The organism is Lacibacter sp. H375, from assembly GCF_037892425.1.
In the GTDB taxonomy this organism is placed as follows: Bacteria; Bacteroidota; Bacteroidia; order Chitinophagales; family Chitinophagaceae; genus Lacibacter.
Genome location: NZ_JBBKTT010000001.1, coordinates 4,452,892 through 4,471,840, shown reverse-complemented (window position 1 = coordinate 4,471,840; position 18,949 = coordinate 4,452,892). Strand labels below are relative to the sequence as shown.

General features: G+C 40.1%; 20 protein-coding genes. 12 read left to right on the top strand and 8 right to left on the bottom strand.

Annotated features, from left to right (window positions below; all coding sequences use genetic code 11):
- The first annotated feature begins 6 nt into the window (after nt 1-6).
- The 5 genes from WG954_RS19150 to WG954_RS19130 all read left to right on the top strand — a co-directional run bounded on the left by WG954_RS19150 (nt 7) and on the right by WG954_RS19130 (nt 3,091).
- On the top strand, nt 7-804 hold the full coding sequence (locus WG954_RS19150; RefSeq protein ID WP_340438482.1) for a HipA family kinase: 798 nt from the start codon (nt 7-9) through the stop codon (nt 802-804).
- Entirely contained in the window at nt 782-1,168 is a 387-nt protein-coding gene (locus WG954_RS19145; RefSeq protein WP_340438481.1) for a DUF3037 domain-containing protein, read from the top strand. The genes WG954_RS19150 and WG954_RS19145 overlap by 23 nt, the downstream gene beginning before the upstream one ends.
- Nucleotides 1,169-1,178: 10 nt before the next feature.
- Complete coding sequence (locus WG954_RS19140; RefSeq protein WP_340438480.1) at nt 1,179-1,496, top strand: CHY zinc finger protein; 318 nt, start codon at nt 1,179-1,181, stop codon at nt 1,494-1,496.
- Between the two features lie 142 nt (nt 1,497-1,638).
- Complete coding sequence (locus WG954_RS19135) at nt 1,639-2,073, top strand: hypothetical protein (RefSeq protein ID WP_340438479.1); 435 nt, start codon at nt 1,639-1,641, stop codon at nt 2,071-2,073.
- Nucleotides 2,074-2,122: 49 nt separating this feature from the next.
- Nucleotides 2,123-3,091: an ABC transporter ATP-binding protein gene (locus WG954_RS19130; RefSeq protein ID WP_340438477.1), complete on the top strand. Its 969-nt coding sequence runs from the start codon at nt 2,123-2,125 to the stop codon at nt 3,089-3,091.
- A 76-nt stretch (nt 3,092-3,167) separates the two neighbouring features.
- On the opposite strand, the gene WG954_RS19125 is transcribed toward WG954_RS19130, so the two are convergent.
- Nucleotides 3,168-3,611 carry a cold-shock protein gene (locus WG954_RS19125; RefSeq protein WP_340438476.1) on the bottom strand — a complete coding sequence of 148 codons (444 nt, stop codon included), beginning with the start codon at nt 3,609-3,611 and terminating at the stop codon, nt 3,168-3,170.
- Between the two features lie 364 nt (nt 3,612-3,975).
- Here WG954_RS19125 and WG954_RS19120 point away from each other — a divergent pair, with 364 nt between their 5' ends.
- On the top strand, nt 3,976-5,223 hold the full coding sequence (locus tag WG954_RS19120; protein WP_340438475.1) for a DEAD/DEAH box helicase: 1,248 nt from the start codon (nt 3,976-3,978) through the stop codon (nt 5,221-5,223).
- A 9-nt stretch (nt 5,224-5,232) separates the two neighbouring features.
- On the opposite strand, the gene WG954_RS19115 is transcribed toward WG954_RS19120, so the two are convergent.
- The 4 genes from WG954_RS19115 to rbp all read right to left on the bottom strand — a co-directional run bounded on the left by WG954_RS19115 (nt 5,233) and on the right by rbp (nt 7,385).
- Nucleotides 5,233-6,306, bottom strand: a complete 1,074-nt coding sequence (locus WG954_RS19115; RefSeq protein ID WP_340438474.1) for a 3-oxoacyl-ACP synthase III family protein — start codon at nt 6,304-6,306, stop codon at nt 5,233-5,235.
- 95 nt (nt 6,307-6,401) lie between these two features.
- On the bottom strand, nt 6,402-6,782 hold the full coding sequence (locus WG954_RS19110) for a hypothetical protein (RefSeq protein ID WP_340438473.1): 381 nt from the start codon (nt 6,780-6,782) through the stop codon (nt 6,402-6,404).
- 31 nt (nt 6,783-6,813) lie between these two features.
- Complete coding sequence (locus WG954_RS19105) at nt 6,814-7,068, bottom strand: short-chain dehydrogenase (RefSeq protein WP_182801366.1); 255 nt, start codon at nt 7,066-7,068, stop codon at nt 6,814-6,816.
- A 47-nt stretch (nt 7,069-7,115) separates the two neighbouring features.
- A complete protein-coding gene (gene rbp, locus WG954_RS19100) occupies nt 7,116-7,385 on the bottom strand; it encodes an RNA-binding regulator (protein ID WP_182801365.1) in 270 nt (89 codons plus the stop codon).
- A gap of 209 nt (nt 7,386-7,594) precedes the next feature.
- On the opposite strand from rbp, the gene WG954_RS19095 reads away from it, so the two are divergent.
- Nucleotides 7,595-7,990, top strand: coding sequence for a VOC family protein (locus tag WG954_RS19095; RefSeq protein ID WP_340438471.1), 396 nt, complete (start codon nt 7,595-7,597; stop codon nt 7,988-7,990).
- Between the two features lie 78 nt (nt 7,991-8,068).
- Here WG954_RS19095 and WG954_RS19090 read toward each other — a convergent pair whose 3' ends face one another.
- Nucleotides 8,069-8,686, bottom strand: coding sequence for an NUDIX hydrolase (locus WG954_RS19090; protein ID WP_340438470.1), 618 nt, complete (start codon nt 8,684-8,686; stop codon nt 8,069-8,071).
- Nucleotides 8,687-8,802: 116 nt separating this feature from the next.
- On the opposite strand from WG954_RS19090, the gene pyrE reads away from it, so the two are divergent.
- Nucleotides 8,803-9,438, top strand: a complete 636-nt coding sequence (gene pyrE / locus WG954_RS19085; protein WP_340438468.1) for an orotate phosphoribosyltransferase — start codon at nt 8,803-8,805, stop codon at nt 9,436-9,438.
- Between the two features lie 21 nt (nt 9,439-9,459).
- Nucleotides 9,460-9,819 carry a heavy-metal-associated domain-containing protein gene (locus WG954_RS19080; RefSeq protein ID WP_340438466.1) on the top strand — a complete coding sequence of 120 codons (360 nt, stop codon included), beginning with the start codon at nt 9,460-9,462 and terminating at the stop codon, nt 9,817-9,819.
- Nucleotides 9,820-10,087: 268 nt separating this feature from the next.
- Here the strand turns inward: WG954_RS19080 and WG954_RS19075 are convergent, their stop codons facing one another.
- Nucleotides 10,088-10,549 carry an LEA/WHy family protein gene (locus WG954_RS19075; protein ID WP_340438465.1) on the bottom strand — a complete coding sequence of 154 codons (462 nt, stop codon included), beginning with the start codon at nt 10,547-10,549 and terminating at the stop codon, nt 10,088-10,090.
- Between the two features lie 246 nt (nt 10,550-10,795).
- On the opposite strand from WG954_RS19075, the gene WG954_RS19070 reads away from it, so the two are divergent.
- From WG954_RS19070 to WG954_RS19060, 3 genes are all read left to right on the top strand, one after another.
- The gene (locus WG954_RS19070) at nt 10,796-11,443 is read left to right on the top strand and encodes a WbqC family protein (RefSeq protein WP_340438464.1); all 648 of its coding nucleotides are present in this window, start codon (nt 10,796-10,798) and stop codon (nt 11,441-11,443) included.
- A 91-nt stretch (nt 11,444-11,534) separates the two neighbouring features.
- A complete protein-coding gene (locus WG954_RS19065; RefSeq protein ID WP_340438463.1) occupies nt 11,535-15,911 on the top strand; it encodes a gliding motility-associated C-terminal domain-containing protein in 4,377 nt (1,458 codons plus the stop codon).
- Between the two features lie 16 nt (nt 15,912-15,927).
- Complete coding sequence (locus WG954_RS19060; RefSeq protein WP_340438461.1) at nt 15,928-16,953, top strand: PorP/SprF family type IX secretion system membrane protein; 1,026 nt, start codon at nt 15,928-15,930, stop codon at nt 16,951-16,953.
- Nucleotides 16,954-16,956: 3 nt separating this feature from the next.
- Here WG954_RS19060 and WG954_RS19055 read toward each other — a convergent pair whose 3' ends face one another.
- Nucleotides 16,957-18,945, bottom strand: a complete 1,989-nt coding sequence (locus WG954_RS19055; RefSeq protein ID WP_340438460.1) for a M56 family metallopeptidase — start codon at nt 18,943-18,945, stop codon at nt 16,957-16,959.
- Between the last annotated feature and the right edge of the window lie 4 nt (nt 18,946-18,949).

The following is an 18,949-nucleotide window of genomic DNA, read 5'->3' as shown; positions in this document are numbered from 1 at the left end:
ACAATAATGAGCATTCAACCACCCGATATCAGAACAGTGCAGGTAACACGCTATGTTACGCCCTTGCGAGAAGGTGGTTCATTGCCTGCCATTGCCGAAGCTGATGATGGATTTTTGTATGTCTTGAAATTTCGTGGCGCAGGGCAGGGAACAAAAGCTTTGATCGCTGATGTGATTGGTGCTGAAATTGCAAGGGCAATTGGTTTGAAAGTTCCTGAGCTGGTTTTTGCTGAACTGGATGAAGCCTTTGGCCGCATGGAACCCGATGAAGAGATTCAAGATCTCTTACGTGCAAGTGAAGGGTTGAATCTTGGTCTGCATTATTTATCAGGCGCTATTACATATGATCCTGCTGTTGCAAAAATTGATGCAGCCACTGCATCAAAAATTGTTTGGCTCGATGCATTGCTTACCAATGTTGATCGTACAGCACGCAATACAAACATGCTTACCTGGCGAAATGAATTGTGGATGATCGATCATGGTGCTTCACTGTATTTTCATCATTCAGGCTTTAACTGGGAAGAACAGGCATTACGACCTTTTGTACAGATCAAAGATCATGTGTTATTGCCACAGGCAACGAATATTGAAGAAACAGATTCATTATTTAAAAAGATATTGGTTCCTGAACGTATACAGGCAATCGTTTCCGTATTGCCCGACACATGGTTGAGGGACGAAGAAGGAAAACTTTCTGCTGATGAGATAAGAAATGTTTATTATCAATTTCTAACAACAAGAATTGCACATTCATCCAATTTTGTAAACGAAGCGATCAATGCAGGAAAAGTTCACATTTGAGTATGCTATCATACGTGTGGTGCCACGTGTGGAACGGGAGGAATTCCTGAATGTGGGTGTTATTGTATTCTGCAAACGACCTGCCTTTCTTGAAATGAAATATGTGTTGGATGAAAAGAGGATACTGGCACTGTATCCAAAAATTGATCTTGAAGATGTACGTCAGCACCTGCAGGCATTTGAGCAGATCAGCAAAGGAAATAAGGACGCCGGCCCTATTGCCTTGCTCGATCATGCAGCAAGATTTCGTTGGCTCACAGCAAAGCGAAGTACTGTTGTGCAAACATCGGCAGTGCATCCCGGTATCTGCATTGATGCAGAAAAAACAGTGGAGAAACTCCTTCAACAATTAGTGGCAAGTTAAACGATACGCAATGATTGTAGTAAAAGGAAAAACAATTGATGGGCAAACACGCTGCACACATTATCATTCCCCGCTTGATGTTATTGCCATTAAGTTTAAATGCTGTAATACTTACTATCCCTGCTTTTATTGCCATGAAGAAACCGCCGGACATAAAGCTGAAGTATGGAACAAAAATGAATTTGATACCAAGGCTATTCTTTGCGGAGTATGCCAGCAGGAAATGACCATCAACCAATATCAACACAGCAATTATCAATGCCCTGATTGCAGTACAAGCTTCAACCCCAAGTGCAGCAATCATAATCACCTCTATTTCGAAGTATAACCAGTGTACTCTTTTCCAAATGCTAAAAATGGATGTTAATCAGTTGAAAAAATAACATTCGTCATTACCTGCCTATTTCAGATTTTGGACTTTTATACCTGTTATTCAACACACAATTCTTAAACGATTTAATGTAAGTAATATGAAAAAAGAGTATTGGATCAACGTAAAACACGTTGATAACAGGCTGGTTATATTCCTGAACGGCGAAACGGTTTGGGACAGTGGTATTGTGCATGGTGATCCTGAGATCAACCAATTCATCAACATCACTGATCTCCTGCACGAACATCCTGAATACAGCAGCGAGCTGATCTTTGAAGGGTTTAACGATACCTATAATTCTAACGGTGTTGATGATCAATTGAACCCATGGCATTTTCAATACAGGGTGTTTGCAAAAACCATTGATGAAAATGGCAAGGTAGTTCGTGAAATAGATCTCATAAGGCCTTATAATGAGCGACATCTTTCCAATCCCAACATAAAAGCCATTGATAACAGCTATCAACTAGCAATGAAGGAACAGGAATTTAAAGTGATCTCACATTCACTGGCTCAACGTTACAGTCAGTAAGGATCGTTCAAACAGTTTGCTGTATTAAGCTTATGTTCTATTTTCGGGCATGGCTTTTCTGGAGGTAAATGCTTTGTATAAAAAGGAGGGAGATACGGATGCAGTGAATGGCATCAGTTTTACACAAACCGCTTTTCAAAAAATTGGTATTGCGGGCGAAACAGGATCGGGCAAAACAACACTGCTGAAAATGATTGCAGGGTTGGCTCAACCCGATGCAGGTGAAGTTTATTTTAATGATGAAAAAGTGTTAGGCCCATGGGAGCAACTTATTCCTGGTCACAAAGGCATTGGTTATTTATCTCAACATTTTGAACTCCGGAATAATTACTGGGTGGGCGATTTTTTAGAGATGGCCAATAAGCTCACGCCGGAGCAAGCCATGCAGATCTATACTGTTTGCCAGGTTGAGCATTTACTTAGGAGAAGAACACATCAACTTTCAGGTGGCGAAAAGCAACGCATTGCACTGGCAAGACTACTTACCGGTTCACCAAAACTTTTGATATTGGATGAACCGTTCTCCAATCTCGATTTTCTGCATAAACAAACCATGAAAGAAGTGATTCATGATCTTGGGGATGAACTTGGTATTAGTTGCATTATGGTTAGTCATGAACCTGCTGATCTGCTTTCATGGGCCGATGCGTTATTGTTAATGAAAGATGGAAAGATCATTCAGCAGGGTAATCCACAACAAGTATATCTGCAACCGGTGAATGAATATGCGGCAGGTTTATTAGGCGATTATAGTTTGGTTGATACTTCTGTGCTTCATATCAGCAATGCATCAACACAACAAAAATTATTTCTGCGTCCACATCAGCTACAAGTTAGTAAGAATGGAATTGGCTCATTTAGCGGAACGGTAGAAGCAGTGCATTATCGTGGAGCATACCAGTTACTGCAAATAAGTTTGCAACAGCAACAGTTTTTTATTTTAAGTACCGACCGTTTACCACAACGGGGAGAGGTGTTGAGTTTTAATATCAATCTGCAGGATCGTTGGTTAATTTGAGTTGATATTATGAACTGTTTCTAACAAAAAAGGTATCGCATATGCGATACCTTTTATATTTTAATAAAGGAGTTTATTATACTACCTGTTTCACATTGATTGCACTTGCACCTTTATGTGTCATCTCCACTTCAAAACTCACTTTGTTATTTTCTTTGATCGCTTCTTTCAAACCATTCACATGCACAAATACACTTTCCTGTGTTTGAAGATCTTTAATAAAACCATATCCTTTTGATTCATTAAAGAAGGTAACAATACCTGTTCTGATTAGATCTGCCGGATCAACGGGAGCTTGCTTTGGCACACCAATCTCTATATCTTCAAGCTTTACTTTTTTAACACGGCTTAAGTCAGGAGGGGTAGCTGAGATGTTCCCATTCTCATCTACATACGCAAGCATATCATCAAGCGTTTTTGTTTTTGAATTTTCTTTACGCTCTTGTTTGCGTTCTTCTTTTTCCTTTTTTGTTTGTTGTTTTTTCTTTTCTCTTTCTTTTTTGTTCCAAGTATCAGCCATACGTGTAAATGATTTAATAATAAAAGAATCCCCGTTGCCGGAATTGCCAAAAAGTTCTGAGAAAAAGGGATTGTAATTTCTGAAGACTGGTTAAAGGTACGATTTTACTGCCGATCAATCAGCGAAAACTATGTGTTGCATCATTCACTTATGCTAATTGTGGAAAAAGTCTGCGATTGAGCACTTTTAAAATAAATGCCTACGTTGGCCAAAAAAAGGGTAGATTTGCATTTCTTATTGTTATCTCTCCCTGTTTGTGTAGTAGTTACCCTCCTCAAATATGTGATATGTTAACCTAAGGCAGATAATGTATCAAATCCTTTTTTGATAGCCTTATCACATTTTTAAACTAAAAAATTTTTACGTGTTATTTAACGAATTACAGCTCATTGAGCCTGTATTACAGGCATTGAGCAAAGAAGGCTACAGCAGCCCAACACCAATCCAGGAAAAAGCCATCCCCGCCATTTTACAACAACGAGATTTGTTGGGATGTGCGCAAACCGGTACCGGAAAAACAGCCGCATTTACCATTCCTGTTTTACAGCTCATGCATCTTGAGCAACAGCAATCTGGTAAAAAGCAACCGCAATTGCAAACGCTTGTTCTTACACCCACAAGAGAACTGGCCATCCAGATCGGTGAGAGTGTACATGCATATGGTCATTTTCTCAACATTAAACACCAGGTGATCTTTGGCGGTGTGCCGCAATACAGCCAGGTGCAGAATATCAGACGTGGTGTTGATATTATCGTAGCTACACCAGGTCGTTTACTCGATCTGATGCAGCAAGGTCATATCAATCTAAACAACATCAAATACTTTGTATTGGATGAAGCTGATCGTATGCTCGATATGGGTTTTGTGCATGATGTAAAACGCATCATTGCCAAATTACCTGCAAAGCGTCAAACATTATTTTTCTCGGCAACCATGCCTCCGGAAATTCAACAGTTAGCATCTATGTTGCTTACAAATCCTGTAAAGGTGGAAGTAACACCGGTGTCGTCTACTGTAGAAATCATTCAGCAATCGGTTTATTATGTTGAGAAGCAGAATAAACTTCCCTTGATGGTGCAATTGCTGAAAGATGAAAAAATTGAATCAGTATTAGTGTTTACGCAAATGAAACATGCTGCTGATAAGTTAGCGAAGAACCTGAATAATGCAGGTATTCGTACCGAAGCTATTCATGGAAACAAATCGCAGAATGCAAGACAAAATGCATTAAGCAATTTCAAGAAGCGTAAAACACGTGTGCTTGTTGCAACAGATATTGCTGCACGTGGTATTGATATTGATGAGTTAACGCATGTATTCAACTTCGAGTTACCAAACGTACCTGAAACTTATGTACACCGTATTGGTCGTACAGGAAGGGCAGGAGCAAGTGGCGTTGCCATTTCGTTTTGTGATTGGAGTGAGAAAACATTCCTTACCGATATTCAGAAACTGATCAAGAAGCAAATTGATGTTGTAAAAGATCATCCGTTTGATATCAGCTTTATGCATAACTCACCTGTGGCAGCATCAACCGGTTCAGCACCTGTGAGTACTATCAGAAGTGCGGGTGGTGGTCGCCGTTATGGAAAAACGTTTTCACAACGTTGAGCATAAAAATCAGTAACGGTAGCAGACAGCATTAATATTCATGCCTGCCCCAACAGAGGCAAACATAATTACATCACCGGTCGAAAGCCGGTGATTTTTTATTTCTTCCTTGCGAACAAGATCAAGCAATGTTGGAATAGTTGCAACTGAACTATTGCCCAGCCAATGAATACTCATCGGCATTACATGTTCAGCAGGCGTTGGTATATTGTATAGTTTATACAGGCGGCTGATGATGCCTTCATCCATTTTTTCATTGGCCTGGTGAATGAAAACTTTTTTAAGATCCGAAATAGCGACACCACTTTTGTCTAAACAGTCTTTCATGGCAGCAGGCACATGCTTCATGGCATATTCATACACTTTTCTTCCCTTCATTTTAATGTAACGTACATGTGGATCACTGTCCGGGTAAAAGGATGGCCCCATGTTGATATAATCAACTTCTTCCATTGAATGTGTTTGCACAGATGCGCTGAGAATGCCAGCACCGTCTTCAGTCGTTTCTTTATATTCCAATACAGCTGCACCTGCGCCATCGCTGAAGATCATGCTGTCACGATCATACACATCAATCACTCTTGATAGTGTTTCGGCACCAACGATCAAGGCTTTATTAGCAATACCAGCTTTAAAAAAAGCATCGGCTTGTATTACTCCCTGCAGCCAGCCTGGACAACCAAACAGCACATCATATGCAACGCAGTTAGGATTTTTAATACCCAGTTTATGTTTGATGCTTGCGGCCAGCGAAGGCACTGCATCTGTTTGAATGGTGTGTTTTAATACATTGCCGAAATTATGTGCAACAATTAATTGATCGATGGTTTCAGGATCAACACCGCTATCGTCCAATGCTTTTTTTGCTGCAACAGCGCCAATATCTGCAGTACTCAGGTCATCAGAGGTATACCTGCGCTCTTCAATACCGGTGATCTGTTTAAATTTTTCTACAACTTCGCCGGGTGGCGTAGGTAGTGGTTCATGATCTTCTGAATAAAATAAGTGCTTGGCAAAATCTGTATTTGTTTGAATAACGGGAGGTATGTATGAGCCTGTACCTGTAATTACGGAACGTTGCATAAAATAATCCTTTAATGAAAAAAGCTGTCTGCAATTGTTGCAGACAGCGGTATAGGCTGTTAGTTTAAGGACAGCTGAATGTGTTTTGCAATTCTTTATTCAGCTAATGCTACTTCATTATTTTCAAGTTCAGCAGTATCCTGTGATGGTTCTGCTTCCAGTGGATGATTTTTGATCGTTAGTTGAAAATCGGTACTCATTGAAAATTCAAACCAGCGTTGTAAAAGAAAACCTCTTGTAAGATCATCTTCCTGCATGACAGTAGCAAAATCTTTTGCAAAAGGGGAATGCTTGGCTTGCGAATTTAATTTCGCTTTTTTCAACTCTACATTACTAAAGCTGAATTTAATTTTACGACCGCCTGCAGCACGTTCAAAATCGGTTTGGTTCACTTTTAATACCTGATCTTCCTGTGAAGCTTTTTTCATCAGGATTAAAATGACTGGTAAATATTTTTTCCAGGTTTGTGTAAACATATTCAGAGTTTTTATTGATACCGATATCAGTTTAGTTTATTTCGCTTAAACGTGTGAATTCTGCACCGTTGAAAATGCGGGCAAGCGTATTATCTTTTGTTTTTTTCCATTCTTCCAGTTTTGATTCTGAAACAATGCGCCAGAAGTTTTTGCTTTTCAGCTCATCATAATCATTGTTGCGGATAAAAACACCTTTCACAGTATCTCTCTGCTTAAAGTGAATGTTTACTTGAGAATTTTCACGATTTTTCGTTTCAATAAACTTTTCAATCATATCATTCGTCATACTGTATTCTGATTAAAGTGATAAAATAAGTTGTACGGTATTAACAATTACCATCTGTTGGTACGTGGTTTTTCCTCACGTGGTCTTGCTTCAGTAACTTTCAATGAGCGGCCATCGGTTGACGTACCGTTAAGCTCATCAATTGCTTTTTGTGCAGCAGCATCATCAGGCATTTCCACAAAACCAAAACCACGGCTTTGGTTAGTGAACTTATCCATGATCACTTTGGCAGAAGTAACTTCGCCATACGAATTGAAAAGTTGTTTTAATTCGGCATCCTGCACGTTAAAACCTAAATTGGAAACATAAATATTCATACCAAGGAGAATTTAAATATTAAAAACTTGAGCAGAATACTGGTGTAAAAGAAAAATACGAGGAGGAAATGATAATTCGCTTACAGAAGTTACTCAAATGACGTGTAAAGGTAAGCTTTATTGACCGCATCAGTCGATTTATTTTCACCCGCAAGCCCGTTTTAACTTGATTCCAAAGGCGTCTTTATATTTAACACTTATTTGATCTTATGCAGCAAAGAATAGCACAATTAGCATTGGTTGTCAAAGATTATGATGAAGCCATTGCATTTTACAGGGACAAATTAAAATTCAGATTAGTGGAAGATACCACGATGAGTGAAACAAAACGATGGGTTGTGATGGCACCTCCGGGCAACAGCAGCACTTATCTTTTGCTGGCAAAAGCGGCGAATGAGGAACAATTGAGCAGGGTAGGAAATCAAACAGGTGGCAGAGTGTTCCTGTTTTTATATACGGATGACTTTAAACGTGATTATGAATACTATGTTTCTAAAGGAATAAAGTTTGTTCGCCCCCCTTCAAAAGAAGAATATGGAACAGTTGCAGTGTTTGAAGATCTGTATGGTAATCTCTGGGATTTAATTGAACCTAATTTGAAATAGCAGAATTATTATACCATCCTTGAGGGGTAGTAGTGCCTTTCACACAAAGGCGATAACCAAAGGGTTGGCAAATTATTATCAAACCAACGCCAACACATCTTTAATTGATGGAAATGTATTTTGCATATAAGTTGAAAGATCTTTTTTCTTCACCCACTTAATGTCGTTGATATCTTCTTCTGTTTGTGGTTTGATGGATTGCGGACCTTTCACTTTCATCTTATACCAATGTGAGTCTTTCAGGATATGTTTACCAAACTCATCATAAGTATGATAAGTAATGGTGATTGGTTTTTTTAGTTCAGGTTTTTGCAAACCGGTTTCTTCTTCCACTTCACGCACGGCACATTGTTCAATAGTTTCACCTTTATCTAACTTTCCCTTTGGCAGATCCCATTTACCTCTGCGATGAATCAATAAATATTCTCCTTTTTCATTTTCAACCAGGCCGCCCGCAGCTGTTACAATGGTGAAATGTTTAAAGAAAGCTTTCTTCAATTTCTCCAAGTCTTCATTCCATAAAATACCTGCATGGAATTCTTCTTTCACAATTTCGTGGAGTAGTGATTTGATAGCGGGACCTGATATCTCATCAATAAATACAGCATCGGGATGATGCATGTATTCATGGATCATTTCATCAATTTCATCGCAAAGAAAAACAGGCTTATCTCCAAAGTAAATTTTTATATACATCAGGTTGGGGTTATGAGTTGCAAGTTATGAGTTCTTGTACCTTGTGCCTTGTTCCGTGGTTATTGTCATTTGGATTTTGGTTTTTCCCCTTGTTCCTTGTCCCTTAATTTTGCCGCATGACAAATGAACAAGCTGTTGCTGAGAAACTATTACAAGTTAAGGCCATTCGGTTAAATGTGAAAGAGCCCTTTACCTGGGCCAGCGGTTGGAAAAGCCCCATCTATTGCGACAATCGCAAGGTATTATCCTTTCCACATGTGCGGGAATTCATAAAAAGTGAGATGTGCAATGTTATTTTCGAGGACTTTCCTGAAGCAGAGTTGCTGGCAGGTGTTGCCACAGCAGGTATTGCATGGGGAGCCATGGCTGCAGATCAGTTGAAGCTGCCGTACATCTATGTTCGGCCAAAACCTAAAGAACATGGGCTGGGCAATCAGATAGAAGGTTCATACGAACCCGGACAAAAAGTGGTGGTGATTGAAGACCTTATTTCAACGGGAAAAAGCAGTCTGCAGGTGGTGGATGTATTGAAAGCTGCGGGAGTGGAAGTTATCGGCATGGTGTCGATCTTCAATTATGGTTTTGATGCAGCTAAACAGGCTTTTGAAAAGTATGATCTGGGCTACCGCTCCCTCACAAATTACCCAACGCTCATTAAACTAGCCATTGAAAAGAACATTGTTGAGGCAAGCGAACAGGAAGTTTTGTTAAAATGGAGTGCCGACCCAGCAAATTGGACAGGAATTAAATAAATTGGGTGAAAATAGAAACCGATGAAGACGTTCTTAACTGTATTATTTCTATCCGTAACAGTGAGCCTTTCGGCACAGTACAAAAAACCAATAGTTGTACAAATCAAAACACCGCAAGCGCAATGTGCCGAGTGTAAAGACAAGATCGAAAAGTTTATGAAAGTGGAAGAAGGCGTAGCAAAAGTGGTGGTGGATATCCGCAAGAAAATAACAACCATTACTTACCTAAGCGACCGCACCAATATTGAAAATATCCGGGCAGCAATGAATAATCTTGGCTTCGATGCTGATGATGAAAAAGCAAATGAAGAAGTTTATAAACGTTTGCCGATTTGTTGTAAGAGAGTTGAAGATGGCGGAGGGCCACCGAAGAAGAATTAATAAATTCAGGCATAAAAAATCCCGGCAGTTTCTGCCGGGATTTTTTATGCACTCTTTTTTGTTGAAATGTAATGCTTCTATCTTCATCTCTATCCGAACTTTTGCCTGCATTCGTTCGGGTCTTTGCCGTGTTTGCTTCGTACCTTCTTCGGAGTTTCTTCGGATAAATGCGAACAAAACACGAGCAAGGTCCGAAGAAGGTGCGAACAAACTCCGAAGAAATGATTATCTCTTTTGTAGTTGTGAATTCGGTTAAACACACAAAATTTTATGGCCTCGGTTCAAACAACCCCACCTCATGTTTGCCTTCATAGGCCAAGGGAATGGTTTTGTAAAGTCCTCCAACCCCGGCTGTAATTATACCTGAAGCCCGCACCGTTACCTCCCGACTCGACAATGCCGACCAGGCATTTTTGAACACATTCTTCATATCAGTTTTGATCCGGAGGGGAATAATAAAATCTGACTTTCTGGCAACCTTGATCAAGGTATCGCTAAGTGCCCTCCCCAAATAAACATCATCCACATACACATCGCATTCGGTATGACTCACCCGAAAACCGATCCGGTTAGGGTTGTTGTAAACCAGTTCCATGTACACGGTGGTCTCGTTCAGACCGATCGACTCAAGCCGCAGGTTTTGAAATTCCTTGTATTCAGGAATCTTAAAACTGTTGCAGGAAACAGTAAAAAAGGCGATCAGAAAAAGGAGGGAAGGAAGCCTGTGCACGTTCAAATTGTTTTGCTGCAAATTAAGCCAAGCCGTTCACATTTCTTCGGCTTGCTTTTAAAGAAGCCTTAAATTTGCGCTAAAATAGTTAGCCGGTTCTTGTTTACAGCAGGTTGAAAATCAAAACCCAAAAATGTAGCTGCAAAATTTAATCTTAAAAATTTGTTTTAAAATAAGTTAAGTGGTTTTTTCTGTTATTAATAATCTGCTTAATAAGGGTTAGAAAATTGAAATAAGCTGTCTAAAATGAAAAATGATTCAGAGTTAAATGTTCAGAAAAGTAAAATCAATCAAACTATTGATTTACATTATTTTGGGGATATTAACTCTTATTTAAAGTTTATCAATCAAACAAATGCGTATTTTTCCGCATATGAAAACTACTTCCGTGCGCTTCATTTGAACCGGATGAAGCTGATGGGTGCAAATGGACCTCTCCCGCTTTCCGTTCCGCTGGAAGGTGGTCGTGATCAAAAAGTAAAATGGAAGGATGTGCAGATCAACTATGCCGAACCTTGGCAGCGGATCCATTGGCGAGGCATCCACGACAATTACCGGAAGGCTCCCTGGTTTGAAGACTATGCTCCCGGACTGGAGCAACTGTTTTTGCGGAAGGAAAAGTATCTGCTGGATCTGAATCTGAAAAGCATGGATTACTGTCTTCAACGGTTGAAACTGAAAGTTGACATTTTGGCTTATAGAGAAGAAGAGGTGATGGACTTGACGCCACAACGACCTAAAAAAGCTGAACCAATTCCAGCTGAAATTTTCCCTGTTTACCAGCAGGTATTTTCAGAGCGACATGGGTTTGTACCGAATCTCGGAATTCTGGATTTACTTTTTTGTGAAGGACCACTTGCCACCGAATATCTCCGCAGGATAAAAATTTCTTGAACTTGGTTTAACAGCATTGTGTCTTATACGAGAAAACACTTAACTTGTACGTCCACATCCACATGCTTGCATAATGAGAAAATTGATGTTGATGTCAGCCTGTATGCTGCTGACTAATCTGTACTCCTTCGCCCAGGATTTCTCCAATAAAGGAAGAGACTTTTGGGTTGCTTACGGTTACCACCAGGTGATGACGGGAGGCAACAGCCAGGACATGGTACTGTATTTTGCAACCGAAACAGCTACCAATGTAACGGTTACTATTCCAGGTTTAGGCTATTCAGCTACTTATTCGGTTCCGGCTAATACCGTTTATACTTCCAGCCCGTTACCAAAATCAGGTGCGCAAGATGCCCGTTTAATGAATGAAAGTTCGGCTCCCGAAAACAAAGGAATTCATATTACAAGTGATCAACCCATTGTGGCTTATGCTCATATTTATAACCAAAGCGTTTCAGGTGCTACCATTCTTTTTCCAACCACCACGTTAGGGCGTGAATATTATTCTATCAATTTTCAGAATAGATCGAATACTGTAAATGCAAATTCATGGGCTTACGTAATTGCTGCTGATACAGGTACCACAAGTGTCGAAATAATACCGAGTCAGCCAACATTAGGCAGGCCAGCCGGCGTCCCATTTACGGTAAAACTGACCCAGGGACAGGTATACAATATTATGGGGCAGTTTACCAATGCTGCATCGGGTGGTAACCATTCAGGTGTAGATCTTACAGGAACGTTTATTCGTTCAATCAACACCGGTAGTGGTTGTAAAAAAATAGCTGTGTTTTCCGGAAGCGGTCGTATCAGCATTACTTGCCCAACGAACAGCACTTCCTCCTCATCCGATAACTATATGGCACAGGCGTTTCCAAAAAATGCCTGGGGTAAAAAGTATTTAACCGCAACAGCCTCAAGTCCGCAGGCATTTAACCTGTACAGAATTTGTGTGTCTAGCTCTTCAACAGTCGTAAAAGTAAACGGTGTTGCACTTCCATCTGGTTCGTTAGTTGGTGGATTCTACTATGATTTGCCATTGACGAATCAACCGATGTTAATCGAGGCAGATAACCCGATTACTGTTGCGCAATATTTCACCTCGCAGGGAGCATGTGGGAACACTTCGCCTGGTGACCCTGAAGTGATCTATCTAAGTCCGGTTGAGCAAAACATTAATAAAGTTATCTGGAATGCCACGTCCAATTTTGCCATCACTCAGCATTATATTAATGTGGTAATACCGAATAAAGGAACCGGTATCAGCTCATTCAGATTAAAAGATGCAAGTGGCAATACATTGCCAACAGGAGCATTCACGGTTCACCCCGGCGATGCAAATTATTCTTACCTCAAACAAAGTTTACCAACTTCCGGTGTATATACCATTCAATCTGATTCCGGTTTTAATGCCATTGCTTATGGATTTGGTAACGCTGAATCGTATGGTTACAATGCCGGAACGAATGTGATCGACCTGTATCAATACGTTACAACACAGAATGCCAATGCGGTTATTAAAAGTCCGGTTACCTGCAAAAGTTCTCCCTTCTTTTTATCGTTGACACTTCCTTATCTGCCCATCAGCATGAAGTGGGATTTCACAGGTTATCCTGATGTAATTGATAATGCGCCGGTTGCCGATTCAACCTTTGTACTGAATGGCAAAACATTGTATGTATTTAAACTGCCGGGCAACTACATCTACAATACATCTGGCAAATATCCTGTGGTGGTTACGGTGAACAACCCAACCCCTGATGGTTGTTTGGGTGAACAGATCATCAACTTCGATTTGGAAGTTTTGGATCCACCTACAGCCACATTCACCTTAGCATCCACAACTGCAGGAATTGGTTGCGCAGACTCATTGATCACATTCACAGGTATTAGTACCAGTAGCGGAAGACCAATTATCAAACATTTCTGGGATTTTGGCGATGGCACATTTGGCAATTCACTAAATCCTCAAAAAGCATTTGGGAATGCCGGTCAGTTTAAAGTGAGATATATGGCAATGACAGATGTTGGATGTTTGAGCGATACAGTTGAGAAAATAATTGAGTTAACAAAGACACCCGTTGCTAAGTTTGGTATTCTTGATCCTTTGTGTGTTGGCAAAACGCTTACGTTCAAAGATTCATCATCGTTACCCGGAGGTTTTGGTTCAATCACAAACTGGACATGGAATACCGGCACAGGTTCGCCGGTTAATAATACAACCGCAGCAAATGTTATTTCAACTTTTGCTGCAACAGGAAATTATACTGCAACATTGCAACTGAAAACAAATACTGGTTGCGTAAGCCCCGCTTATTCATTGCCGTTTACCATCAGGCCAAATCCTGTGGTTGATTTTACTGTTTCATATGGTTGTATGCCAAATCCTGTAATCAATTTCAACAGCACATCAACTATTGCTGATGGATCGCAAAGCGCATTTAACTATCTCTGGAATTTTGGTGATGCTGCAAGTGGGGCATTGAATAATGCAATCATTCAAAATCCATCACATCAATATCCATCAGTTGGGCCGTTTAATGCGAAGCTAAAAATAACGACTGCTTACGGTTGCGCTGATTCAATTACGAAAGCTGTAGATAAAATTTATCCGCAGCCTAAAGCCGACTTTACTGCACCTGTTGAAGTATGCTGGCAAACACCAATAACGTTTACCAATGCATCAAATGGATTTACGCACCCTGTTACAAAATGGGAGTGGCGTTTCAGTGATGGTACTTCTTCAACGCAAAAAGATCCGGTAAAGAATTTTGCGAACCCCGGCACATACACGGCAACACTTTGGGTTTATACCGATCAGAATTGTGTGAGCGACACTGTTGTAAAAACGGTTATAGTGAATCCATGGCCAACAGCAAACTTTACCACAAGCGCATTGGTTTGTGAAAAGAACGTCATCTCATTTACAAATACCTCAACTGCAAACACAGGATCAATTGTAAAAAGCCATTGGCAGTTTGGCGATGGCAATACAATCACGAATACAAATATTTCTTCAGCAAATTATGTGTATTCAAACTGGGGCGATTATACCATTCGTTTTGTAACGGAGAATTCAAAAGGTTGTATCAGCGATACGCTTGTGCGCACTATGCGCATTAATCCCTTACCCAAAGTTGGCTTTGTATTACCTGAAGTTTGTTTGAGTGATGCGCAAGCCATCTTTACCGATACTTCTTCGATTTCTGATAACAGTGCATCACAGTTGACTTATTTGTGGAAGTTTAATACCGGTACTCCTGCAATTGTTCCTGGTCCAACGCCTGTAACAAGTACATCCAAAACCCCATCGGTGAAGTTTAATAAAGCAGATAATTATTTACTGTCGCTTGAGGTAACATCAAAAGATGGTTGTAAAGATTCTGTTGTTGCCATTCCGTTTACGGTGAATGGTTCTATTCCAAAAGCAGACTTCTTAATACGTTCAGCAAATGCACTTTGCAGTAACCAGGATATTGAATTAGAAGACAGATCAACTGTAGATTTTGGTACTGTAACCAAAGTAGAAATCTATTGGGATAATATAAACGCACCCACAGTTGTTGAAACTGATGATCAACCTGCGGCAGGAAAAGTTTATAAGCATCTTTACCCTGCATTTCAATCGCCACTCACCAAAACATACCAGGTTCGTTATAAATCTTATTCAGGAATACTTTGTGTAGATGAAGAAATAAAGACGATAACTGTTAATGCAAGCCCGCTTACACAATTCAATGCACTTGTTGCTGTTTGTTTAAATGATGTGCCATTCTCTTTAGGTCAGGCAACTGAAATGGGTGGTTTAAGTGGTACAGGTGTTTACACCGGGCCTGGACTAAATGCAACAGGTTTCTTTAATCCTTCAGGTGCAGGAGTAGGTGTGCATACAATCCGTTATACATTTACTGCGAGCAATGGTTGTGTTGCAACAAGCGATCAAACAATTGAAGTATGGCCTGTACCAATTGTAAATGCAGGTTCTGATCTTACCGTATTGGAAGATGGTGTACGCAAGATCACAAATGTTACGGCGAGTGGCACAGGTTTACAATTCTTATGGTCGCCATCAACTTATCTTGATAACGTTACTTTGCAATCACCAACTATTCTGCAACCAAAAGATGATATTACTTATTTACTCACTGTTACAAATGGGTTTGGCTGTAAGGCAACTGATGATCTCTTTGTGAAAATTCTCAAATCGCCAACACCGCCAAATACGTTTACACCGAACGGTGATGGCATCAATGATTTCTGGGAAATTAAATTCCTGAACGATTATCCGGGTGCTGTTATTGAAGTGTACAATACAGCAGGATCAATGATGTATCGATCTGTCGGTTATTCTACACCGTGGGATGGTAAGTACAAAGGATCGCCCTTGCCGGCCGGTACTTATTACTATGTGCTCGATCCAAAGAATGGCCGCAAACGGATAACAGGTTATGTAACTATTTTACGATAATGAAGCAGCGATGTTAATGATGAGAAAGAAATTATTAGTTGTTGGATTGATGGTGATGATTGGAGTAGTGGCTGCCGCACAGCAACGTCCGCATTATACCCAATACATTTTAAATCCTTATGTACTTAACCCTGCATTAACAGGAATAGAAAATTATACGGATATCAAACTGAGTTACCGCAATCAATGGGTTGGTTTTCCGGGAGCACCACAAACAGTGTATGCAACTATTCATACACCAATAGGTAAAGAAGATTACAGAACAAGTGCTACTTCATTTGGAGTGCCGGGCGAAAATCCAAGAGGTAAGCAATATTGGGAAGAATACACCGCAGCTGAAGCACATCATGGAGTAGGGGCAAGTGTGGTGAATTATAAAACAGGTTACATCAATCGGTTTTATGCAACTGCATCGTATGCGTATCATTTAGGGCTAACACCAAAACTTAATTTATCGGCAGGTTTTGCAGCAGGTATTTCAGGCGTTAATGTGGATGCTTCAAAAATACAATTAGCAAATCCTGTTGATCCGGCTATTGGTGGTTTTACAAGTGAACTGCGAAAAATAAAACCGGAACTTAATGCAGGTGTTTGGCTTTATTCTGATAAGTTTTTTGCTGGCGCATCGGTGCAACAGATCATTCCGCAGAAAATAAACCTGGTGGATGATAATTTGTATAAGTCAACATTGGTTCCACACGTATTTGTTACTACCGGTTATCGTGTACTTGCAGGCGAAGATGTGAATGTGATGCCATCAGTGATGTTGCGTTATATTCCAAGCATGCCATTGTATGTTGATGTAAATATAAAGGCACAATACCAGGATCGTTTCTGGATAGGAGGGAACTATCGTATTAAAGAAGGTTTTGCTGCAATGGCTGGCTTCAATATTTCAAACGTAGTAAATGTTGGCTACTCATACGATGTAAATAATTCAAAATATCTGTTGCAATACGCACAAAGAGGCACACATGAAATTGTGATCGGCTTTTTGTTGGGAAATAAGTATGGTGATCTTTGCCCACGCCGTGTTTGGTGATGGTCACAGTTTAATTACTTCTAATCTTCTGATAACTCTTTTTGGCTTAGGTTGAGTTTGTGGAGGTCTTTGTCCTTCTACCAGCAATGAATCAGGGCAGCCACAAGGTGGTTGATTCATCATCCGTAGATGATTATCTTCTAAAATAATTTGCACATGTTGTTGCGCCAGTTGCATGTCTTCACGTAATCCCTGCCCGTCATATAAATATGCAATTACAGGTGCAGCGCTCCGTAGCCTGCTTTTTAGTTGTGCATTGTCAGTCGTATCTTTTCTTGGCTTACGGTTAAACGTGAATTTTGTTTTGATGCGTTCTTTCTTGTCAGCATCTGCGGCCTGTTGTTGTGAAGTTCCTTTGGAGTGATTATAAAAACCTTCTGTATTAAAATGTTCACGGAACATAACGTCAGGAGCGGGGTAATTTCCTTCAAAAGTGAAATTAAACTGGCCATTTATTTTATGCATGAGAGAATCAAAGTTTGCGCCATTGGGGTACTGCATCATTGTTGTGCCACCTTTGTTGCGCATCTTGGGCTGAGAGAAACGTTCACGCCATTGTTTTAAACGATCAATATTTTCAACATACAATTCCATTTCTCTTTCCCTTTCAGTAATAAGAGTAGAGTCGGGGCCATGATGTAACATTAAGCCCGGTCTTTGCTTTACATCAGGCAAGCGAACACGCACGCCTGGTTTTACCAATTGCTCAAACCACTCAGCAGGCATATCATCAAAGATCACTTTATCAAATTTGATCTCTTTTTCTTCGCTTTCATTCCATACAAGGATGTCTTCTTCATTTATTTTATCCTTCAGTTCGAGTCTTATTTTTTGTTTGTCATCACGTAACAGCACAGCATCATCCTTCTGTTTCACAACAGCATCAGTTGTAAAATAAACGGTCTTTATTTTTTCGTTTAATGGTTGTTCTTTCAGAACAGCCTGTTTCATTTCTTCTTTTGGAGGCTTACGTTCTTTTATCAGCCAACCCATCAAAGCAAACACAATCGTGAAGAGGAGCAATGCCAGTAATCGAGTACTGATCTTGTTTTTCTCCGCAGGCATATTCAGGATACGTTTTACACGATCCATCAGGTGATGTTTGTTATCACCAAGCGCCATTACCAGTTGCGGGTTTTGAATTCTTGCTTTCTCCACATTCAATAATGCTTCAGCATACACGGCTGCATTCTGCTGAAAGTTCATTACATGATCATCGCAACTGTTTTCCCTTTCCCTTCTTGCAATACCGATCAGCAATAATGCAAAGGGATTGAAGAATAACATGGTTTCTGAAACAGAAAGCAACAGGTTCCAGAAATAATCATTGCGTTTAATATGAGCGAGCTCGTGCAGTAACACTGCTTCTAACTGGGCGGCTGTTAAATGAGTAACGGCTGTAGCAGGTAATAACACAATTGGTTTTAAGAAACCAAGTGTAGCAGGTATATCAATTTGTTTGCTGATGAAAAGCTGAACGGGACGTTGCAATCCCATTGTTTCAACCAAGTATGCAAAGAACTCATGCATATCATCACTAACGTTACTTAAACCTTTATAGCGTAATGAGTTTGCAGCTTGTAATTGTACAACCAGTTTCACCCCAAACCAAAGCAATACAAACAAGTATGCAATGGAGAGATAGGGGAGAACAAACTGTATTTTATAATCGAGCCAATTGAAGAATAATTCCCAGCGATTATCTTTTGTAAAACTGCTAAGCAGCGAATTATTCAAATTGCCTTCGCTAATGATGAGTGCTGTTTTCTGTTGAAGTTGTTGTTGCCAGCGTAGGGCAATACCTGCAATGAACCATGCAAATCCGCCTAACGCAAAAACAGTACTGATGAAGTTTTTAACGGTAGCCTGTTTTATGCGGAATAAAAATACAAGCAGTTGAAAAAGCAAAAACAACAAACCCATTTGCCAGATACTGTCGGCAATTGCTTTTCCCAAAGCCTGTAAAAATGCAGATTGGAATAGATCCTGCATGCGG